An 18,022-nucleotide genomic window follows, 5' to 3' on the forward strand; every position below is an offset into this window, starting at 1 on the left:
CCCCTTTCCCTCACGCTACGGCGCGTTCGAGCGCCTGAGCGAAGAAGTCGGCAACGTCGAAGCCCGTCTGTTCGGTAATCTCGACAAAGCAGGTCGGACTGGTGACGTTGACTTCGGTCAGACAATCGCCGATGACGTCCAGGCCCACCAGCAGCAGGCCCCGTCCGGCAATGCGCCTGGCTACCGTCTCAGCGATACGGCGATCGCTATCGGAAAGCGGCTGGGCCACGCCGCGCCCGCCGGCGGCCAAGTTGCCGCGCGTCTCGCCGGCCAGCGGAATGCGCGCCAGGCAGTAAGGCACGGGTTCGCCGCCGATCAGCAGCACGCGCTTGTCGCCCTTGACGATCTCGGGAATGTAGCGCTGTGCCATGATGGTCTGCGTGCCGTTGCCAGTCAGCGTTTCCAGGATGGCGTTGCGGTTGGGTTCTTCGGCGCGCAGACGGAATATGCCCGTGCCGCCCATCCCGTCCAGCGGCTTGACGATAACGTCGCCGTGCTGCGCATGGAAAGCACGGATGCGGTCCATATCGCGCGTGACCAACGTGGGCGAAACCAGTTCGGGAAACTCGGTAATGGCCAGCTTCTCGGGATGGTTGCGAATAGCCGCACCGCTGTTGAATACGCGCGCGCCCTGATCCTGCGCATAGCCCAAAAGGTGCGTGGAGTAGACATACTCCATGTCGAAGGGAGGATCCTTGCGCATCAGGACAGCGCCGAAGTCCTTCAAAGACGCCTCGACGGCCGGACCGGACTCGCTCCACCAGGCATGCCCGTGCGGGTCAGCGCCCGACACCAGGCTAATGGGCGTGGCGCGCACGCGCACAATGCCGGCCTCGATATAGAGTTCACCCTGCAGCGCCACGCTGAGCGTATGCCCGCGCGCGACCAGGGCCCGCATCATGGCGACAGAGCTGTCTTTGTACGCCTTCAGAAGCGGCAAAGGATCGATAATGAACAAGACATGCATGGGGTTTTCTACCCGAGATTCATACCCGATTCATGGTAACTGAATTTAGCTGCGGGCAAAGGCATACCCCTACAAGCACGACGACCCGGCCATCCATTGCGGACGGCCGGGCCGTGGGTTTGCTGCAAAAACCTGTCAGCGCAGGATCAGACCGACACTTCGACCTTGCCGCTGGCCTTTTTCTTGGGCGCCAGCACCATGACCATCTGGCGGCCCTCAAGCTTGGGCATGGCCTCGACCTGCGCCAGTTCGGTCAGGTCGTCTCGCACGCGCTCGAGAACACGCATACCTAGTTCCTGGTGGGCCATTTCGCGGCCGCGAAAGCGCAGCGTGACCTTGGCCTTGTCGCCCTCTTCCAGGAAGCGCCGCAGATTGCGCAGCTTGACCTGATAATCGCCTTCGTCAGTTGCAGGACGGAATTTCACTTCCTTGACCTGGATGACCTTCTGCTTGGAGCGCGCCTCGGCCTGGCGCTTCTGTTCCTGGTACTTGAACTTGCCGTAGTCCATCAGACGGCAGACTGGGGGCTCGGCGTTGGGCGCGATTTCCACCAGATCCACGTCGCTCTGTTCGGAAAGCCGGAACGCATCGGCGATCTTGACGATGCCGAGCTGTTCTCCCTCCAGACCTATCAGACGCACCTCGGGGACGCGGATTTCACCGTTGATGCGTACGCTCTTTTCAGTTGCGATGTTGAAAACTCCTAGTAGTTAATCAAATATGCGGCCGTGGCGTCATGCCTGATCGGCTGCGGCTTGCGGCAGACTGCGGCGCGTGGCGACATCTTCGGACAAGCGGCTGGTGAAGTCCGCGAGCGCCATGACGCCCAAGTCCAGACCACCCAGACCACGCACGGCAACCGTGCCGTTTTGCTTTTCCTTGTCGCCCACGACGAGGATATACGGAACCTTTTGCAGGCTGTGCTCCCTGATTTTACGGGTGATTTTTTCACCACGCAAATCTGGCTCAACCCTAAAGCCTTGTTTTTTCAGGGTTTGCGTAATTTGCGCCGCATAATCGGCCGATGGTTCGGAAATGCAGCAGACCACGGCCTGCACCGGAGCCAGCCAGGGCGGCATCGCGCCGGCGTAGTTTTCGAGCAGCATGCCGATGAACCGCTCCAGCGACCCTAGAATGGCCCGGTGCAGCATCACCGGCGCACGGCGCTGGTCGTTCTGGTCGACGTATTCGGCCCCCAGGCGCACGGGCATGGAGAAGTCCACCTGCATGGTGCCGCACTGCCATTGGCGGCCGATGGCGTCCTTGAGCGTGTATTCGATCTTGGGGCCGTAGAAAGCGCCATCGCCAGGGGCCACGACGAAGTCGCAGCCGGTCGCGCGCAGGCTTTCCATGAGCGCATGCTCGGCCTTGTCCCAGGTGGCGTCGTCGCCGATGCGCTTCTCCGGGCGCGTAGCCACCTTGTAGAGGACTTCGGTAAAACCGAAGTCCTTGTAGACCTGCTGCAGCAGCGTCGTGTAGTGCGCACACTCTTGCTGCAACTGGTCCTCGGTGCAGAAGATGTGGCCGTCGTCCTGCGTGAAGCCCCGCACGCGCATCATGCCGTGCAGCGAGCCCGACGGCTCGTTGCGATGACATTGGCCGAATTCGCCGTAGCGCAGCGGCAGTTCGCGGTACGAATGCAGCCCGGCGTTGAAAATCTGGATATGGCCCGGGCAGTTCATAGGCTTGAGGCCATACATGCGGTTCTCGGACTCGGTCGTGAACATGTTTTCACGATAGTTGTCCCAGTGGCCCGTCTTCTTCCACAGCGACAGGTCGAGGATCTGCGGCGCCTTCACTTCCTGGTAGCCGTTATCCTGATAGACGCGGCGCATGTACTGCTCGACCTGCTGCCACAAGGCCCAGCCCTTGGGATGCCAGAAGATCAGCCCCGGGCCTTCTTCCTGCATGTGGAACAGGTCCAGTTCGCGGCCGATCTTGCGGTGGTCGCGGCGTTCGGCCTCCTCCAGCATGTGCAGATAGGCGTCCTGCTCTTCCTTGGTCGCCCAGGCGGTGCCGTAGATGCGCTGCAGCATCTCGTTGTTGCTGTCGCCGCGCCAGTAGGCGCCGGCCACCTTCATCAGCTTGAACACCTTGAGCTTGCCGGTGGACGGAACGTGCGGGCCGCGGCACAGGTCAACGAACTGACCTTCGCGATACAGACTGATGGTCTGATCGCTTGGAATCGCGGCAATGATCTCGGCCTTGTAGGCCTCGCCGATACCCTTGAAATAGGCCACGGCATCGTCGCGCTTCCATTCTTCGCGCGTGACGACTTCGTCCTTCCTGGCAAGTTCGGTCATCTTCTTTTCGATGGCCTGCAGGTCTTCGGGCGTAAAGGGCCGTTTGTACGAGAAGTCGTAATAGAAGCCGTTCTCGATCACCGGACCAATGGTGACCTGGGCTTCGGGAAACAGCACCTTGACGGCATAGGCCAGCAGGTGCGCCGAGGAATGGCGGATCAAGTCAAGACCGTCGGCGTCTTTGGCGGTGATGATGGCAAGGGCAGCGTCTTGCTCGATACGATGACTGGTATCGACCAGACTGGGATTGCCGCCCGTGACCGTGACGCGGCCGCCCAGCGCTGCCTTGGCCAGCCCGGTACCGATGGACTGCGCAACCTGCGCAACTGTGACGGGGCCAGGAAACTGGCGCTCAGAACCATCGGGCAGCGTGATTTGTAGCATCGAAGTAATTTCCAGAAACGACGAACGCGGCCGGTCGCCGCGTTCGTTTTGATTGCCATGCCGTACTGATCGATTGTAGCGCTTTATGCGAGGAGATGGCCCGATAACGCAGCGCGCGTGGACAAGTCCGACTCAGATCGATTCTTTCCGAAAAGCATGATCGAGAATGGAACTCAGTCCGAAATACAATCCCATAAGACAGAAAAATGAAAGGTCCATGTAACATCAGCAATCCCAATGAATTCAGCATTTATTAAGAAAAGACTCAGGCCTGCCTATGCCACCCTTCTCCATGCGCAAACCTTCAGGTCCGGCTTCCCTGCCCGCTTCCCAAATGGCCGCAGACGGGCGGCCCGCTGCCATGCGCTGCCTTCGCGTCGCAATCCTCGATGACCACCCCGTGACAGTCATTGGATTGGCTACCTGCCTGAGCCAGGATGCGCGAATCGAGGTCGTGCTGACCGAAACCTCGGCTGACCGCTTTCTTGAAAGCCTGGCCCAGCTGCGCTGCGATGTCGCCATCGTCGACTACAACTTGCCCGACGCCGCCTGCGACGGCATGAGCCTGATCCGTCGCATCAGGCGCCGCGCCAGCAAGATGGCCGTGGTCGCGCTTTCAGCCGATCCGGCCCGAAGCACGGCCTACCCGGCTTTTCGCGCAGGCGCTTGCGGCTATCTATCCAAGGCCGATCCGGAACCACTGATCCGGGACATGGTCCATGCCGCCGCGCAACAACCGCGTCAATTCCATCTGAGTATCGGCGGGCGCATCCGTCCGGGCAGGCCGGACGACGTCGCTGCGCAATTGAGCGCGACAGAAACCGAGGTACTGCGCCATATTTCTCAGGGCTTGTCCGTTACTCAGGCGGCCCGGCGTCTGTCGCGCAGCAAGAAGACCATCAGCAGCCACAAACGCCGGGCCATGCGCAAACTCGGCCTGGCCGACGACCTAGCCCTGGGACTGTACCTAAAGAAAAGATTCGAATCGTGGTTGCCAGGCTAGGGGGCGACACCACAGGGATGCCGCGCATGGGTATGCCGGCACGCGCCTGGCAGGGTCACGAAGCCCAGAGCGACCTGGGCGAATATTCGCAATGTGCCCACGCGCACGCCGGGATGCGCACCCTTCGGGAGGGATGGCAATCGGACTGCACCCCGATGCCTGTTTTCGGCACCGGGAAACGGCGCCTCAGCTAAACAGCTTGAGCGCCTGGTTGAGCGTATTGACGACTCCCCATACGAGGGGAATCAGCACATAGAGCCAGAATACGGCCAGCATGGGCTTGTTGGTCGGGTGGACCTGATTGCTTGCATCGTTCATCTTCGCGTCTCCTGTCAGTTTGTTGCGAACTGCGCGTCGGTCATGTGATGGCGCTCATTGACGCGCTTGACCAGCACGTTGCACATGAAGCCTACGACCAGCAGCCCCGCCATGATGTGCACAGTCATGGTGTAGGCGTCCGCCTTCACGACGCCATGCGCGACCTGATAGGCGCGGATGTAGTTGACAAGCACTGGCCCGGCGATACCCGCTGCAGCCCATGCAGTCAAAAGCCGGCCGTGGATGCCGCCGACATAGGCCGTGCCGAAAATGTCGGCAAGATAGGCCGGCACCGTCGCGAAACCGCCGCCGTACATCGAAATGATGATGCAGTAGGTCAGCACGAACATTGGCACATTGCCGCCGCCCGCGAACATTGACACGCTGATATAGGCGATCGCGCCGAGCACAAAGAAAATGTAATAGGTGTTCTTGCGTCCGACCCAGTCCGACGCCGAGGCCCATGCGAAACGCCCTCCCATATTGAACAGGGACAGCAACCCGACGAAGCCGGCCGCCGCCGCTGCGCTTACCACGCCCTTGAAGCTCTCCTGGATCATGACCGACGCCTGTCCCAGAATGCCGATGCCGGCCGTCACATTCAAGAACAGCACCAGCCAGATCAGATAGAACTGGGGCGTCTTGAGCGCCTGGTCGATGTGCACGTGATTGGCCGTGATCAGTTTGTGCTGCGTGGTCTCAGGCGGCGTCCAGCCTGCCGGCTTCCAGCCCGCTGGTGGAACGCGGACCGCGAGCGAGCCGATCACCATCGAAATGAAGTAAAGGATACCCATCACAACGAAGGCCTGAGCAACGCCCACACTCGTGGCGCTCTTGAAATGATTCATCAGCGCTACCGACAAGGGCGCGGCGATCATTGCGCCGCCTCCAAAACCCATGATCGCCATGCCGGTCGCCATGCCGCGGCGGTCGGGGAACCAGCGGATCAATGTTGACACCGGCGAAACATAACCTATGCCCAATCCGATACCCCCGATCACACCGTAGCCCAGATACAACAGCCATATCTGGTGCAGACTGACGCCAAGGGCCGAAATCAAGAAGCCGCCGCCGAAACAGCAGGCGGCGACGAACATCGCCAGGCGCGGCCCGACGCGTTCGAGCCATTTACCGCCGAACGCAGCGGACAGGCCGAGACAAAAGATCGCGAGCGAGAAAATCCAACCCAGCGTGGTCAGCGGCCAGTCGCCCGGCGCCGACTTTTCGATGCCGATCACCTTGGTCAGCGGGCCGTTGAATACCGAAAATGCGTAGGCTTGCCCGATGCAAAGATGCACCGCCAGCGCTGCGGGCGGCACCATCCAGCGGGAAAATCCCGGTTTGGCGATGGTCGCTTCCTTCGAAAAGAACGGCGCGGCATGGCCGGTTGAGTCATAGGCACTGTTCATTGATTGTCTCCGTATGAGGGTTGCACGGCAGTCCGACACTTGCCTTGGAATATGCAAATAAATTCATATTGAATTTGCAACAAACCTGTCGAAATACCGCGTCATCACTACTTTTTGTATTTTGTGTAGCAACCATAAATCACAGAACTCACATTCGCAATGTGATATTTTTTACATATATGCACATCACCACGCCGACTGATTTGACACAGGGACGGGATAAAAACTAGAATAATATTCTTGCTCAAAGCAAGATGTGCCCAGGTGGCGGAATTGGTAGACGCGCATGGTTCAGGTCCATGTGCCGCAAGGTGTGGAGGTTCGAGTCCTCTCCTGGGCACCACCGCATATGTTTCATGCATGGAATGTCATGCATTGAAAAGCCATGAAAAAAACCCCGCAAATTGTTGAATTTGCGGGGTTTTTGCTTATTAAAACTCCAGCCCTTTATTAATAAAATTCGGGTCGAATCATGGCCGTCAAAGTATGGGATGTCATATGGCCATGTAAGCATTAAATCTCACTGAGCGAGAGGCAATATGAAAGTACCCGCGATTGCATTCGGAAAACACCCCGATGCGAGGCTTCTGCCAAACAGCCGGCAACCGGAAAGCGTGGCAACGGCAAAAAGGAGACCGCGCTCCCGCCGAGCAGGCATGGCGGTCAAATCGATGCTCCGACTCGCCTTCGCGCTGCTGTTGATAGGTACATTTGCAATCGGCGCATTTTCTCTCAAGCAAAACAGCCGCCTGCACGATTCAACCCAATCGATCTACGAACAAGGCTATGTCGTGAGCCTCGCGGCAGAGGAAGCGCGCGCAGCGATGCTGCGGGCGAGCCGGGCGCAAAAGATGCTGCTCACCGCGACCACCACGAAAGAACGCCAGGATCTGGGCAACGACATCCAGACAAACGTATTGAAGCTGACGGCGCAGATGGAAACGCTGTCGCAACACCTGAACCCGTCGGACGCCAAGGCGGTCGGGCTGGCAAAACAGTTCGACGCCGGCAGCAAGACTTGGGCCCAAGATCTGAGCAAATTCGTCAAACTGGTGCAAGCCCAGTCGCTGGATCTTTCGCAGATGAACTGGCAGGTCGGCATGCAGGATGTGTCGCTACTGGTGGAGACTGGCAAGCTCGAGAAGACCATCGACGATCTCGTGCAGCAGTGCGGCCTTGCCGCTAAGGCGACCATCGACGCCTCCGATTCCATCTACCGTTCGTCGTTCGTCATGATTGCCGCGATAACGATCGCGCTCATCTTGCTTGCTTTTGTCATCAGCGAGGTCGTAGTGCGGCGCCTGACCACGCAACTCGGCGGCGAGCCCGCCTATGCCAAGGCCATCGCCAGCCATATCGCGGCGGGCGACCTGTCAGGCAAGATAAAACTCAAGCGCGACGACAACTCGAGCATGTTGGCGGCGCTGCACGACATGCAAGGCAGCCTGTCGGGCATCGTCGGCGAGATCGCGACAAGCGCCGAAACCATATCGCTCGCCGCGGGCGAGATTTCGATGGGCAACCTCGACCTTTCCAAGCGCACCGAGCAACAGTCGATAGCGCTGGAGCGAACCGCCACCAGCATGGAGCAGTTGACCTCAACGGTGCACCAGAACGCCGAGAACGCCAAGCAGGCCAGCGCGCTGGCCAACAATGCGTCGGAGATCGCGGAGAAAGGCGGCGCGGTGGTCGGGCGCGTGGTGACCACCATGACCGACATCAATGAAAGCGCCAGAAGCATCGGCGACATCATCGGTGTAATCGAAGGTATTGCATTCCAGACCAACATCCTCGCCCTGAACGCCGCGGTCGAGGCTGCGCGCGCCGGCGAGAACGGCCGAGGCTTCGCGGTGGTCGCCGGCGAAGTGCGCGGCCTGGCCCAGCGCAGCGCATCGGCAGCCAAGGAAATCAAGGAATTGATCACCACCTCGGTCGAGCGCGTCGGCAACGGTTCGCAATTTGCAGAAGAAGCCGGCCGGACGATGGATGAAGTCGTGCAAGCGGTCAAGCGCGTGACGGACATCATGAACGAGATCTCGGCTGCCACCTCCGAGCAGAGTTCAGGCATTGAGGAAATCAACGACGCGATCTCCCAAATGGATTCGAGCACCCAGCAGAACGCGGCGCTCGTCGAACAAGCAGCGGCGGCGGCCCAGTCGCTCGACGATCAGGCCAAGTCGCTCACGAGCCTGGTCGAGAAGTTCACGCTGGCGAGATAGCGCCGGATTCAAGCAGGGAAAAGCTGGCGAGGTGATTTTTTGTTCCACCTCCAGGCCTCATAGCGGCTCCTGGAGTCTTTTTCCCGCCGATCCTGCCCGAGCCCCAGCGTCTGCAGAGCTAATCTGTTACAGGGCCAGCTTGAATACGCCCACCGAGCGCGCGAGCGAACCGGCCTGCTCCTGCATGCTGGCCGCCGCCGCGGCGGCCTCTTCGACCAGCGCCGCATTCTGCTGGGTCATCTCGTCCATGTGCGAGACGGCGCGGTTGACCTCTTCGATGCCAGTGCTCTGCTCGGCGCCGGCGCGGTGAATGTCCGACATCAGTTGAGTCACTTCCTGCACCGAGGCCACGATCTGCGTCATGGTCTGACCGGCCTGGTCGATCAACTGGCTGCCTTCGTTGACTTTGCCCACCGAGTCCGTGATCAAGCTCTTGATCTGCCTGGCCGCTTCGGCGCTGCGCTGGGCAAGCGTGCGAACCTCGCCCGCGACCACCGCGAAGCCTTTGCCCTGTTCGCCAGCGCGCGCGGCCTCGACCGCGGCGTTCAGGGCGAGGATATTGGTCTGGAAGGCGATGCCTTCGATGGTACCGACGATCTCGGCCACCTTGCCCGAGGACGAACGGATGCCGTGCATTGTGGCCACCGCCTGCCCCATCAGGGAAGATCCTTGGCTGGCCAGCTCGAACGTCGAACCCACGTGGCGGTTGGCCTGCTCCGCATTCTCGGCGTTGCTGTGCACGGTAGAGGTAAGCTGGTCCATGGCCGCGGCGGTCTGCTCCAGAGAGCTGGCCTGCGTCTCGGTGCGCGAGGACAGCTCGGCATTGCCCGCCGCGATCTGGCGCGACGCCACGGCCAGGGTGTCGGTAGATGTGCGCACATTGCTGACCAGGTTGGCCAGGCCAGTATTGATGCCGTTCAGCGCGTCAAAGAGCAAACCGATTTCGTCGCCGCGCTTGACCGCGATCTGTCTCGACAGGTCGCCACTGGCCAACAGCCGGGCTGCGGCTTGCGCCACCTGCAGTTGCCGTCCTACCTTGCGCTGGATGACGGCATAGACCCCCAGGCCGAAAAGGCAGGCCATCCCCAGGCTGGACCATGCATTGATCCAATTCAGACTGCCCGACCGACTCTTGAATGCCGCGGTCAGGAAATCCAGCCCGGCCTGCAGCACTAGCGCCATTGCGAAGGCCGACAGGCCCAACGATTCGGCCAGTGACAGGATGCGGAATCTGCTGATGTCCAGGCCGACCGCGAAGATGCCGATGATGCGCCCTTGATCATCGTAGATGGGGCGGTAGTCGAAGACGAATTTGCGTCCGGCCAACGTGGTATTGCCGAAATAGGATTTACCCGCCTGGTTGAGCGCATAGGCAGGATGCGAGCGATCCAGCACGACACCCAGCGCCCGGTTGCCCTGGGAATCTTTCACGCTGGTCGCCACGCGGATGAAATCGTCGCCCGTTCGCGCCAGGATGGATGCGACGCTGCCCGTCTGCTGCTCGAAGCGATCCAGCACGTCGCACTGCAGGCTGACCGGTCGGTCGCCGTTGAGCATCAAGGGCGTCTGGCGGCCCTTGATTTCCACCGGATGGGAAGGATCCAGCCTGAATGCCTCGGAGTACTGGGCCAGAAGCTTCTTGGACAGCGCATCGACCTGCGCTTGGAGCGAACGGAATCGGATCACTTTGTCTCCACCACCTGGCAAGGGGTTGTGCACCGGACTTCGGTCCCCGGCAAGCACAGCACCGGTCCGGTCCATTTGGCCTGATCGTAAACCTAGCCAGGTCAGCGCCAAACTGACGACCGATGCCAATTTGCGGTTCTTGACAGTAGTCCCGGAACTCAAAAAAATCGCGGCACCGACGGATGCACGCACACGAACCGCAACGATACCCGCATGGCCGGAGGTTGCGCTTAAATAGTGGCTTGGCTGACTCCGGATTATCCCGACACGATGCAACCCCAAGACACACTGAAATATGGCCCCCTCGTCATGTCCTGGGCCGACACGCTGGCGGCCTGGTCCGACCAGCAAGGCAATCTGACCTGCACTTACCTGACTGGCGCGCACCGCGCCACGGCCAGGCGCGCCACGGCCAGGCAGATAGGCCAGTGGATGCGGGAGGCCGGTTTCGATACAGTAAGGCCCGATGCGGTGGGCAATGTAATCGGCTGCTACGACCCCGCCTGGCTGGACTTGGCCGACGCCCAGGGCGACTGTGCGCCAGAGCATGGCCGATGCCGGCCTGGACCCTGACGACGTCGCCCAGGCCGCTGTCGACACAACGCGCATCAAGCATTATTTCTAAGTGCACATCGAGCAGGCCCCGTGCTGCTCGATGCCGGCCTGGCGCTGGGTGTGGTTACCTCGATCGCGGGCAGCATGCGCCGCAGGCTGCGGCTAAAGGGCCGGGCCGGACACGCCGGCACTACGCCCATGCGCATGCGCCGCGACGCCGCCTGCGCCGCCGCAGAAATTAGGCTCTATGTGAAAGAGCGCTGCAGCCAGACCGAGACGCTGGTGGGCACCGTGGGTATGCTGGAAGTACCCGCCGGGTCGGTCAACGTGATCCCGGGCGCCTGTCGGATGAGTCTGGATATCCGTGCCGCGGACGACGCCACGCGCGACGCGGCGGCGGCCGACATCGAGCGCAAGATCCAGGAGATATGCGCCCGCCGCAATGTCAGCATCGAGGACACCCAGGCACCCTGGACCGTGGCCGCCGCGCCTTGCTCGACCGAGCATCGCGCGATGTGGCGAGCCGTGCTGGCCGAATTGGGCCAGCCTGCATTCGAACTGCCGTCGGGTGCGGGCCACGACGCCAAGATCCTCGAAGACGTCGCACCGGTGAGCATGCTGTTCACCCGCTGCGGCAATGGCGGCATCAGCCACAGCCCGCAAGAAAGCATCGCCACCGAAGACACCGAGCGGGCGGGACGCGCTGTAATCGCCTTTCTGCGCAAGCTGGGCTGACGCCGGCCGCAGCGCCGGGCGCGCCATAATGGTGCAACTATGCGCCATTGCGGTTCATCCCCGCACAGCACGAGGCACGACACTTCCGAAGTGCCGTGCCGGACGCCTTCGCCGCCAAGTTGGCACAGTCTTTGCTTTGGTTTTTGTATACCGATATGGTGTGCATTTTTCCAAACTTACTTACCACCCTGGAGATACGACGATGAACCGCAGAAAGCTGTTTCTCTCTTTTTGTGCCGCGGCGACGATGCTGACGTCTGCTGTTTCCCATGCGGATGAGCTGGCTGACATCCGCCACGCCGGCGTCCTGAAGGTTGCCGTGCCGCAGGACTTCCCACCCTTCGGTTCGGTGGGCACCGATATGCAGCCGCAGGGCTATGACATCGACATGGCGCGCCTGATCGCCAAGCAGATGCACGTCAAGATCGATCTGGTCCCGGTCACCAGCGAGAATCGCATCCCCTTCCTGCAGACGCACAAAGTCAACCTGGTGATCTCCAGCCTAGGCAAGAATGCCGAGCGCGCCAAAGTCCTCGATTTCTCCGACGCCTATGCCCCCTTCTACAACGGCGTCTTCGGCCCGGCCAACGTGAAGGTCAAGGACGCCGCCGATCTGGCGGGCAAGACGATCGGAGTGACGCGCGGTGCCATCGAAGACCTGGCGCTGTCCAAGATTGCTCCGCCCACGGCCGACATCAAACGCTATGAAGACAACAACGCCACCATCACCGCCTTCCTGTCAGGGCAGGTGAAGTTGATCGCCACGGGCAATGTCGTGGCGGCGGCCATCGTCGCGCGTCATCCGGCCAAGGAACCTCAGCCCAAATTCCTGATCAGCAATTCGCCCTGCTATGTCGGCATGAACAAAGACGAGCCGGCGCTGATGAAGGAGGTCAACACCATCATCGCCAAGTCCAGGAAGGACGGCGCGCTGAACAAGATTTCTGAACACTGGCTCGGCCTGCCGCTGCCCAAGGATCTGTGAACGAACCGGCGGATCAAGGGGTCACGATGGCTTATCAGTTTGATTTCGGCGCGGTGCTGGCCTATACGCCCGTGCTGATCAAGGGAGTGGCCGTGACGGTCGAGCTGACCGTCTTCGGCGCGGTCTTCGGCCTGCTCATGGGTGTGGCCGGCGCCTGGGCGCGCACGCACGGCCCGGCCCTCGTGGGCAGGCCCGTCACCGCCTATGTCGAACTGGTGCGCAATACCCCCTTCCTGATCCAGTTGTTCTTCATCTTCTTCGGCCTGCCGTCGCTGGGCATCCACATGGGAGAGATGAACGCCGCCTGCCTGGCCATGGCCTTGAATCTCGGGGCTTACTGCACCGAGATCATCCGCGCGGGCATCGCGGCCACACCGCGCGGGCAGTTCGAGGCCGCCGCCTCCCTGGCCATGTCGCGCGTCCAGACATTCATGCACATAGTGATCAAGCCGGCGCTGCGCCGCGTGTGGCCGGCGCTGGTGTCGCAGATTGTCATCGTGATGCTGGGTTCGGCCGTCTGCTCGCAGATTGCCGCGCCCGACCTTTCCTACGCGGCCAATTTCATCCAGTCGCGCAACTTTCGCGCGTTCGAGTCGTACCTGGTGGCCACGGGCCTGTACTTGGCGCTGTCGTTGCTGACCCGGCAGATCCTGCTGCTGCTCGGACATTGGTATTTCGGCAGGAGATCCGCATGACGGCATTCACGCAATGGGACATATTGCGCGGCTTGCTGCTGGGCGCGCGCTGGACCGCGGTGCTTTCGCTGGTGACTTTTGCCGGCGCGGCAATACTGGGCATGGTGCTGCTGCTGGCCCGTACCTCGCGCCATAACGGGCTGCGCGCAGCTGCGCGCCTGTACATCGAACTATTCCAGGGCACGCCGCTGCTGATGCAGTTGTTCCTGGCTTTTTTTGGTCTGTCGCTATTCGGACTGGACGTGCCTTCGTGGCTTGCGGCCGGCATGGCGCTCATCCTGTGGGCCTCGGCGTTTCTCGCTGAGATCTGGCGCGGCTGCGTCGAGTCAGTGCCGCGCGGCCAGTGGGAAGCCTCAGCCAGCCTGGCCATGGGCTATTTCCAGCAGATGCGCCATGTCATCCTGCCCCAGGCGCTCAGGCTGGCGATTGCGCCGACCGTGGGTTTTTCCGTGCAGATCGTCAAGAGCACGGCGCTCACCTCCATTATCGGTTTCACCGAACTGTCCAAGGCCGGAACCATCATCACCAATGCGACGTTCGAGCCGTTCACGGTCTATGGCTATGCGGCGTTGATCTATTTCGCATTGTGCTGGCCCATGTCCTATTTGAGTCATAGTCTGGAAAGGAGATTGCAACATGCCGCTGATCGCGCTTGAAGATGTGCACAAACGCTTTGGCGAGAACGAAGTACTCAAGGGCGTGACATTGCGCGTGGACGCAGGCGAGGTCGTGGCCATCATCGGCAAGAGCGGTTCGGGCAAAAGCACGATGCTGCGGTGTATCAATGGTCTGGAAACGCCGGACAGCGGGGCCATCATGGTCGCCGACGCGCAGGTCGCCGCCGACGAGCTGCGCCTGCGCGCCCTCAGGCTCAAGGTGGGCATGATCTTCCAGCAGTTCAATCTCTTTGCTCACTTGACCGTCGGGCGCAACGTCATGCTCTCGCCCATGGTGACCCGGAAGGTGCCGCGCGATCAAGCCGAGGCCACGGCGCGGCGCATGCTCGATCGCGTCGGCCTGCTGCACAGATTCGACGCTTGGCCCGACCAGCTCTCCGGCGGCCAGCAGCAGCGCGTGGCCATCGCGCGCGCCCTGGCCATGGAGCCGATGGCCTTGCTGTGCGATGAAATTACCTCTGCCCTGGACCCGGAACTGGTGGCCGAGGTGCTGGCCGTGGTGCGCGAGCTGGCGGCCGACGGCATGACGCTGCTCATGGTGACGCACGAGATGCGCTTTGCGCGCGAAGTCTGCGACCGCGTCGTATTCATGCACCAGGGCCGCATCCACGAGTCCGGTGCGCCTCAGGAACTGTTCAACGCGCCGCAAACAGCCGAGCTGCGGCAATTCCTGGGCCTGTGACTGCGGCCCGCTCAGGCCAGCAACGCGGAAACCAGGTCCACGCCGCCGTCGTGTTCGCCGGTGAATTTCAGGCTTTGTTCGACGTGCTCGATATGCCGCACCATCAGCTCGCAAGCCCGCGCTGCGTCGCCCGTCTTGGCAGCCTTGATGAACGCAACGTGCTCGTCGTGCGAACAGCCGGCATCGATGGTCGATTGGTAGAACACGGTAATGATGGCGCTGCGCGCCGACAGTTCCTGGAGCATCTCGGTCAGCACCGTGTTGCCGACCACTTCGGCCAGCAGGATGTGAAACCTGCCCAGCAATTGATTGCGCAGATGCACGTCCGGCCCGGCGATGGCCTGGCGTTCGTTCTTGAGGTGCAGGTCGATGCGCTTGTAGTCGACGGGTTTGGCGCACAAAACAAACTCGCGCGCCAGCGCGCTTTCCAGGATGCGGCGCACTGCGTAGATCTCGCGGGCCTCGGCGGCGCTGGGCTTGCTGACGAACGCCCCCTTCTCCGGCATGGTGCGGATGAGCTTGTCCTTGGACAGCATCAACAGCGCGGCGCGGATTTTGGTGCGGCTGACCCCGTAGGCCCGCGCCAGCGCTTCTTCGCGCAAACGCGTGCCCGGGGGCAGTTGGCGTGCGACGATGGCATCGGAAATGCTGCGCGCGATTTGTTCGGCGCTCAAATCGGGGGGCTTGGCGGTGGAGGTCGGCTTCATGGCAGCGATAGTCTATCTAAAATTTAACTACACTTATTGAATACAATTTTTGCATTCAATAAATCGGCCTCTTGCGGCGCCGCCCACGCGCCGTTTTCCTCTTGCTTCGGTTCTTCCCATGTCCACGCAGATCTTCGACTCCATCGACGCATTCCTCCTGGCTCAGCAGCCGGCCCAGACCCGATTCCTGGCCGAGCTCGTGCGCCAACCCTCGGACAACCCTCCCGGCGATTGCGCGCCCCATGCAGAGCTGGCCGAGCGCCTGCTGGCCGGATTGGCGCTGCCGGTGGAGCGCTATACCCCGGACATCGAACGCGTACGCGAGCAAGGCATGGCCTCGATTATCAACCTGATCGTGCGCCACGCTTTTTCCGAAGACGGTCCGGTCGTCGCGCTCAATGCCCACGGCGACGTGGTGCCGCCCGGCCAGGGCTGGACGCGCGAACCCTATGGTGCGCAGATCGAGCAGGACCCGCGGCACGGGGCGGTCATGTATGGGCGCGGTGTCGCGGTGTCCAAGTCCGACTTCGCCACATACACCTGGGCGCTGCTCGCGCTCAGAGAGGCGCAGCGCGCAGGCGCACGCCTGCGCGGCGCCATCGAGCTGCACCTGACCTACGACGAGGAGGCCGGCGGCCTCAACGGCCCGGCCTTTCTGCTCGATAGCGGTGCCAGCCGTCCCGACCTGGCGATTTCCGCCGGGTTTGCCTATCACGTCACCACTGCGCACAACGGCTGCCTGCATCTGGAAGTCAGCGTGCACGGCCGTCAGGCTCACGCGGCCATGCCGCATACCGGCGTGGATGCCCTGCAGGCGGCCAATGCCATCATGCAGGCGCTGTATGTCTATCGGCGCGGCCTGGGCGAGGCCGCATCGGCAGTGCCTGGCATCGGCTCGCCGAACATGACCATCGGCTTGATACGAGGCGGAATCAATACCAATGTCGTGCCCGACTTGGTGACTTTCCGCCTCGATCGGCGCCTGATTCCCGAAGAGTCCGGCCCGCAGGCAGAAGCCGAACTGTGTGCGGTCATCGCCGAGGCAGCCCGCGCCTGCGCGCAAGGCATCGAGGTCCGAACGCGGCGCCTTCTGCTGACCGAACCGCTGGTGGAGCTGCCGGGCGCCGCGGCGCTCATCGAACCGCTGCGCCGGCATGCAGAGGCGGTCTTCGGCGTCGATGTGCCCGTCCAAGGGGTACCGCTCTACACCGATGCGCGCCACTATACCCAGCGCGGCATCCCCACCGTGCTGTATGGCGCGGGCCCGCGCACACTGATGGAGGCGCGCGGCCACAACACCGACGAAAACCTGCGCCTGAACGATCTCTACGGCGCGACCCGGGTGGTGGCGCATACTCTGGCCGACATTCTGCGCGCCGACTGAGGCCTGCGCGCGGACACGGGCCGCCCGGGCGCGGCCCGTCGGCTCATGCCAGCCGCGACAGGAACGCCTGGGTGACGACCGCAGCGGTGTCGATGTCGGCAGCGCTGACGGTTTCGTCCGGATGATGGCTGATGCCGCCGTTGCCGCAACGCACGAACAGCATGCTCACCGGCGCAACCTCGGCCATCTTGATCGCGTCGTGCCCCGCCCCCGATGGCAGTTCGCAGACTTCCAGCCCTTGGGCGGCGATTGCCTCGCGCCAAAGCGCGCGGGCGTGCTGGTCGCAGGGCGTGGCAGGCACGCCCATAAGGGTTTCGGATTCCAGCTCGATGCCGCGCCGCGCGCAGATTTCTCCGGCCGCCGACAAAATATCGGCCAGCGCAGCGTCGCGCAGCGCGTCCACGGGTGCGCGCAGGTCCAGCGTGAAGGCGCATCGACCCGGCACCACATTGATGGAGCCGCCAGGCACTTCAATCTTGCCGACGGTGCCGACCAGCTCCGGATGGGCGCGGCAACGCGCTTCGATCGCCAGCACGATCTCTGCTGCGGCGCAGGCCGCGTCGCGGCGCATGTCCATAGGCGTGGTACCCGCGTGTCCGGCCCGGCCCTGCAGCGTGAAGCGCCTGCGCGTGGCGCCGGCGATAGCGCTGACCACTCCCACGGCCAGTCCGCGCGCCAGTAACACAGGCCCCTGTTCGATATGAACCTCGAAGTAATGGTCCGGGCGCGCGCCTGCGCCCGCCGCGGCAAGCGCCCGCGGATCGTGGCCCGCGTCGTTCAACGCCTGCGCCATGGATATGCCCAGCCCATCGTGCGCCGCCAGCATGGCGGCGTCGAACCGGCCGATGTAGGCGGACGAACCCAAAAAAGTGCTGCCAAAGCGCACGCCTTCTTCTTCGGCAAAGCCTACGACTTCGAAATCGAAATCCGGACGCCAATGTCGCGCATGCCACTGGGCCACCAGCGCCATCGGCAGCAAGATGCCCAGGCGACCGTCGTACAGGCCGCCGTTGCGCACGGTGTCGTAGTGGCTGCCGGCGGCCACCAGAGGCGGCGCCTGGACCCGGGGACAGGCCCGATAGCGTCCGACGACATTGCCAGCCTCATCCACCCGCACGGCATCGAACCCGGCTTGGCGCATCCACAGGGCCAATTGGGCCGCGACCTTGCGGTGCGCCGCGGTCATGTAGGCGCACGTCAGGCCATCGGAGTCGTCCGAATGCTTGGCAAGCTCGTGGGCCTGGGCGAGGATTACAGGGCCCAGCGCGGTTGCGCTAAGGACGGTAGGGTCGGGCATGGCGGGACTCCGCAAC

General features: G+C 62.3%; 16 protein-coding genes, 1 tRNA gene and 1 pseudogene. 10 read left to right on the forward strand and 8 right to left on the reverse strand.

Features of this window, described 5'->3' with window-relative positions:
• Positions 1–10 precede the first annotated feature (10 nt).
• From gshB to thrS, 3 genes are all read right to left on the reverse strand, one after another.
• Positions 11–967 carry a glutathione synthase gene (gshB, locus tag H143_RS0116325; protein ID WP_019939338.1) on the reverse strand — a complete coding sequence of 319 codons (957 nt, stop codon included), beginning with the start codon at positions 965–967 and terminating at the stop codon, positions 11–13.
• 146 nt (positions 968–1,113) lie between these two features.
• Entirely contained in the window at positions 1,114–1,659 is a 546-nt protein-coding gene (gene infC, locus H143_RS0116330; RefSeq protein WP_081627078.1) for a translation initiation factor IF-3, read from the reverse strand.
• Between the two features lie 42 nt (positions 1,660–1,701).
• Positions 1,702–3,654, reverse strand: a complete 1,953-nt coding sequence (gene thrS, locus H143_RS0116335; RefSeq protein WP_019939340.1) for a threonine--tRNA ligase — start codon at positions 3,652–3,654, stop codon at positions 1,702–1,704.
• A gap of 361 nt (positions 3,655–4,015) precedes the next feature.
• Here thrS and H143_RS0116340 point away from each other — a divergent pair, with 361 nt between their 5' ends.
• Entirely contained in the window at positions 4,016–4,657 is a 642-nt protein-coding gene (locus tag H143_RS0116340; protein WP_255345330.1) for a response regulator transcription factor, read from the forward strand.
• 186 nt (positions 4,658–4,843) lie between these two features.
• Here the strand turns inward: H143_RS0116340 and H143_RS0116345 are convergent, their stop codons facing one another.
• Entirely contained in the window at positions 4,844–4,975 is a 132-nt protein-coding gene (locus tag H143_RS0116345; RefSeq protein ID WP_019939342.1) for a hypothetical protein, read from the reverse strand.
• Positions 4,976–4,989: 14 nt separating this feature from the next.
• The gene (locus H143_RS0116350; RefSeq protein ID WP_019939343.1) at positions 4,990–6,384 is read right to left on the reverse strand and encodes an OFA family MFS transporter; all 1,395 of its coding nucleotides are present in this window, start codon (positions 6,382–6,384) and stop codon (positions 4,990–4,992) included.
• A gap of 258 nt (positions 6,385–6,642) precedes the next feature.
• Here H143_RS0116350 and H143_RS0116355 point away from each other — a divergent pair.
• Both H143_RS0116355 and H143_RS0116360 read left to right on the forward strand, forming a co-directional pair.
• Positions 6,643–6,727, forward strand: a tRNA-Leu gene (locus H143_RS0116355).
• Positions 6,728–7,055: 328 nt separating this feature from the next.
• Positions 7,056–8,603 carry a methyl-accepting chemotaxis protein gene (locus H143_RS0116360; protein ID WP_369751153.1) on the forward strand — a complete coding sequence of 516 codons (1,548 nt, stop codon included), beginning with the start codon at positions 7,056–7,058 and terminating at the stop codon, positions 8,601–8,603.
• A gap of 126 nt (positions 8,604–8,729) precedes the next feature.
• Here H143_RS0116360 and H143_RS23195 read toward each other — a convergent pair whose 3' ends face one another.
• Entirely contained in the window at positions 8,730–10,289 is a 1,560-nt protein-coding gene (locus tag H143_RS23195; protein ID WP_019939345.1) for a methyl-accepting chemotaxis protein, read from the reverse strand.
• 270 nt (positions 10,290–10,559) lie between these two features.
• Here H143_RS23195 and H143_RS23020 point away from each other — a divergent pair, with 270 nt between their 5' ends.
• The 6 genes and pseudogenes from H143_RS23020 (at position 10,560) to H143_RS0116390 (ending at position 14,618) form a co-directional block, all read left to right on the forward strand.
• Positions 10,560–10,862, forward strand: coding sequence for a hypothetical protein (locus H143_RS23020; protein WP_231378515.1), 303 nt, complete (start codon positions 10,560–10,562; stop codon positions 10,860–10,862).
• Positions 10,863–10,925: 63 nt separating this feature from the next.
• Positions 10,926–11,579, forward strand: a pseudogene (locus H143_RS23025) (M20/M25/M40 family metallo-hydrolase); the annotation flags it as partial.
• A 202-nt stretch (positions 11,580–11,781) separates the two neighbouring features.
• Positions 11,782–12,564, forward strand: a complete 783-nt coding sequence (locus tag H143_RS0116375) for a transporter substrate-binding domain-containing protein (protein ID WP_019939348.1) — start codon at positions 11,782–11,784, stop codon at positions 12,562–12,564.
• Positions 12,565–12,590: 26 nt separating this feature from the next.
• Entirely contained in the window at positions 12,591–13,259 is a 669-nt protein-coding gene (locus H143_RS0116380) for an amino acid ABC transporter permease (RefSeq protein ID WP_026350161.1), read from the forward strand.
• On the forward strand, positions 13,256–13,915 hold the full coding sequence (locus H143_RS0116385) for an amino acid ABC transporter permease (RefSeq protein ID WP_019939350.1): 660 nt from the start codon (positions 13,256–13,258) through the stop codon (positions 13,913–13,915). The genes H143_RS0116380 and H143_RS0116385 overlap by 4 nt, the downstream gene beginning before the upstream one ends.
• Positions 13,896–14,618 carry an amino acid ABC transporter ATP-binding protein gene (locus H143_RS0116390; protein WP_019939351.1) on the forward strand — a complete coding sequence of 241 codons (723 nt, stop codon included), beginning with the start codon at positions 13,896–13,898 and terminating at the stop codon, positions 14,616–14,618. Before H143_RS0116385 ends, H143_RS0116390 begins: the two co-directional genes overlap by 20 nt.
• 11 nt (positions 14,619–14,629) lie before the next feature.
• Here the strand turns inward: H143_RS0116390 and H143_RS0116395 are convergent, their stop codons facing one another.
• Positions 14,630–15,325: a GntR family transcriptional regulator gene (locus H143_RS0116395; protein WP_019939352.1), complete on the reverse strand. Its 696-nt coding sequence runs from the start codon at positions 15,323–15,325 to the stop codon at positions 14,630–14,632.
• Between the two features lie 118 nt (positions 15,326–15,443).
• Between H143_RS0116395 and H143_RS0116400 the strand changes: the two genes are divergently transcribed.
• Complete coding sequence (locus H143_RS0116400; protein ID WP_019939353.1) at positions 15,444–16,709, forward strand: M20/M25/M40 family metallo-hydrolase; 1,266 nt, start codon at positions 15,444–15,446, stop codon at positions 16,707–16,709.
• Between the two features lie 43 nt (positions 16,710–16,752).
• Here the strand turns inward: H143_RS0116400 and H143_RS0116405 are convergent, their stop codons facing one another.
• On the reverse strand, positions 16,753–18,006 hold the full coding sequence (locus H143_RS0116405; RefSeq protein ID WP_019939354.1) for a hydantoinase/carbamoylase family amidase: 1,254 nt from the start codon (positions 18,004–18,006) through the stop codon (positions 16,753–16,755).
• Between the last annotated feature and the right edge of the window lie 16 nt (positions 18,007–18,022).

The organism is Bordetella sp. FB-8 (assembly GCF_000382185.1).
GTDB lineage: Bacteria > Pseudomonadota > Gammaproteobacteria > Burkholderiales > Burkholderiaceae_B > Bordetella.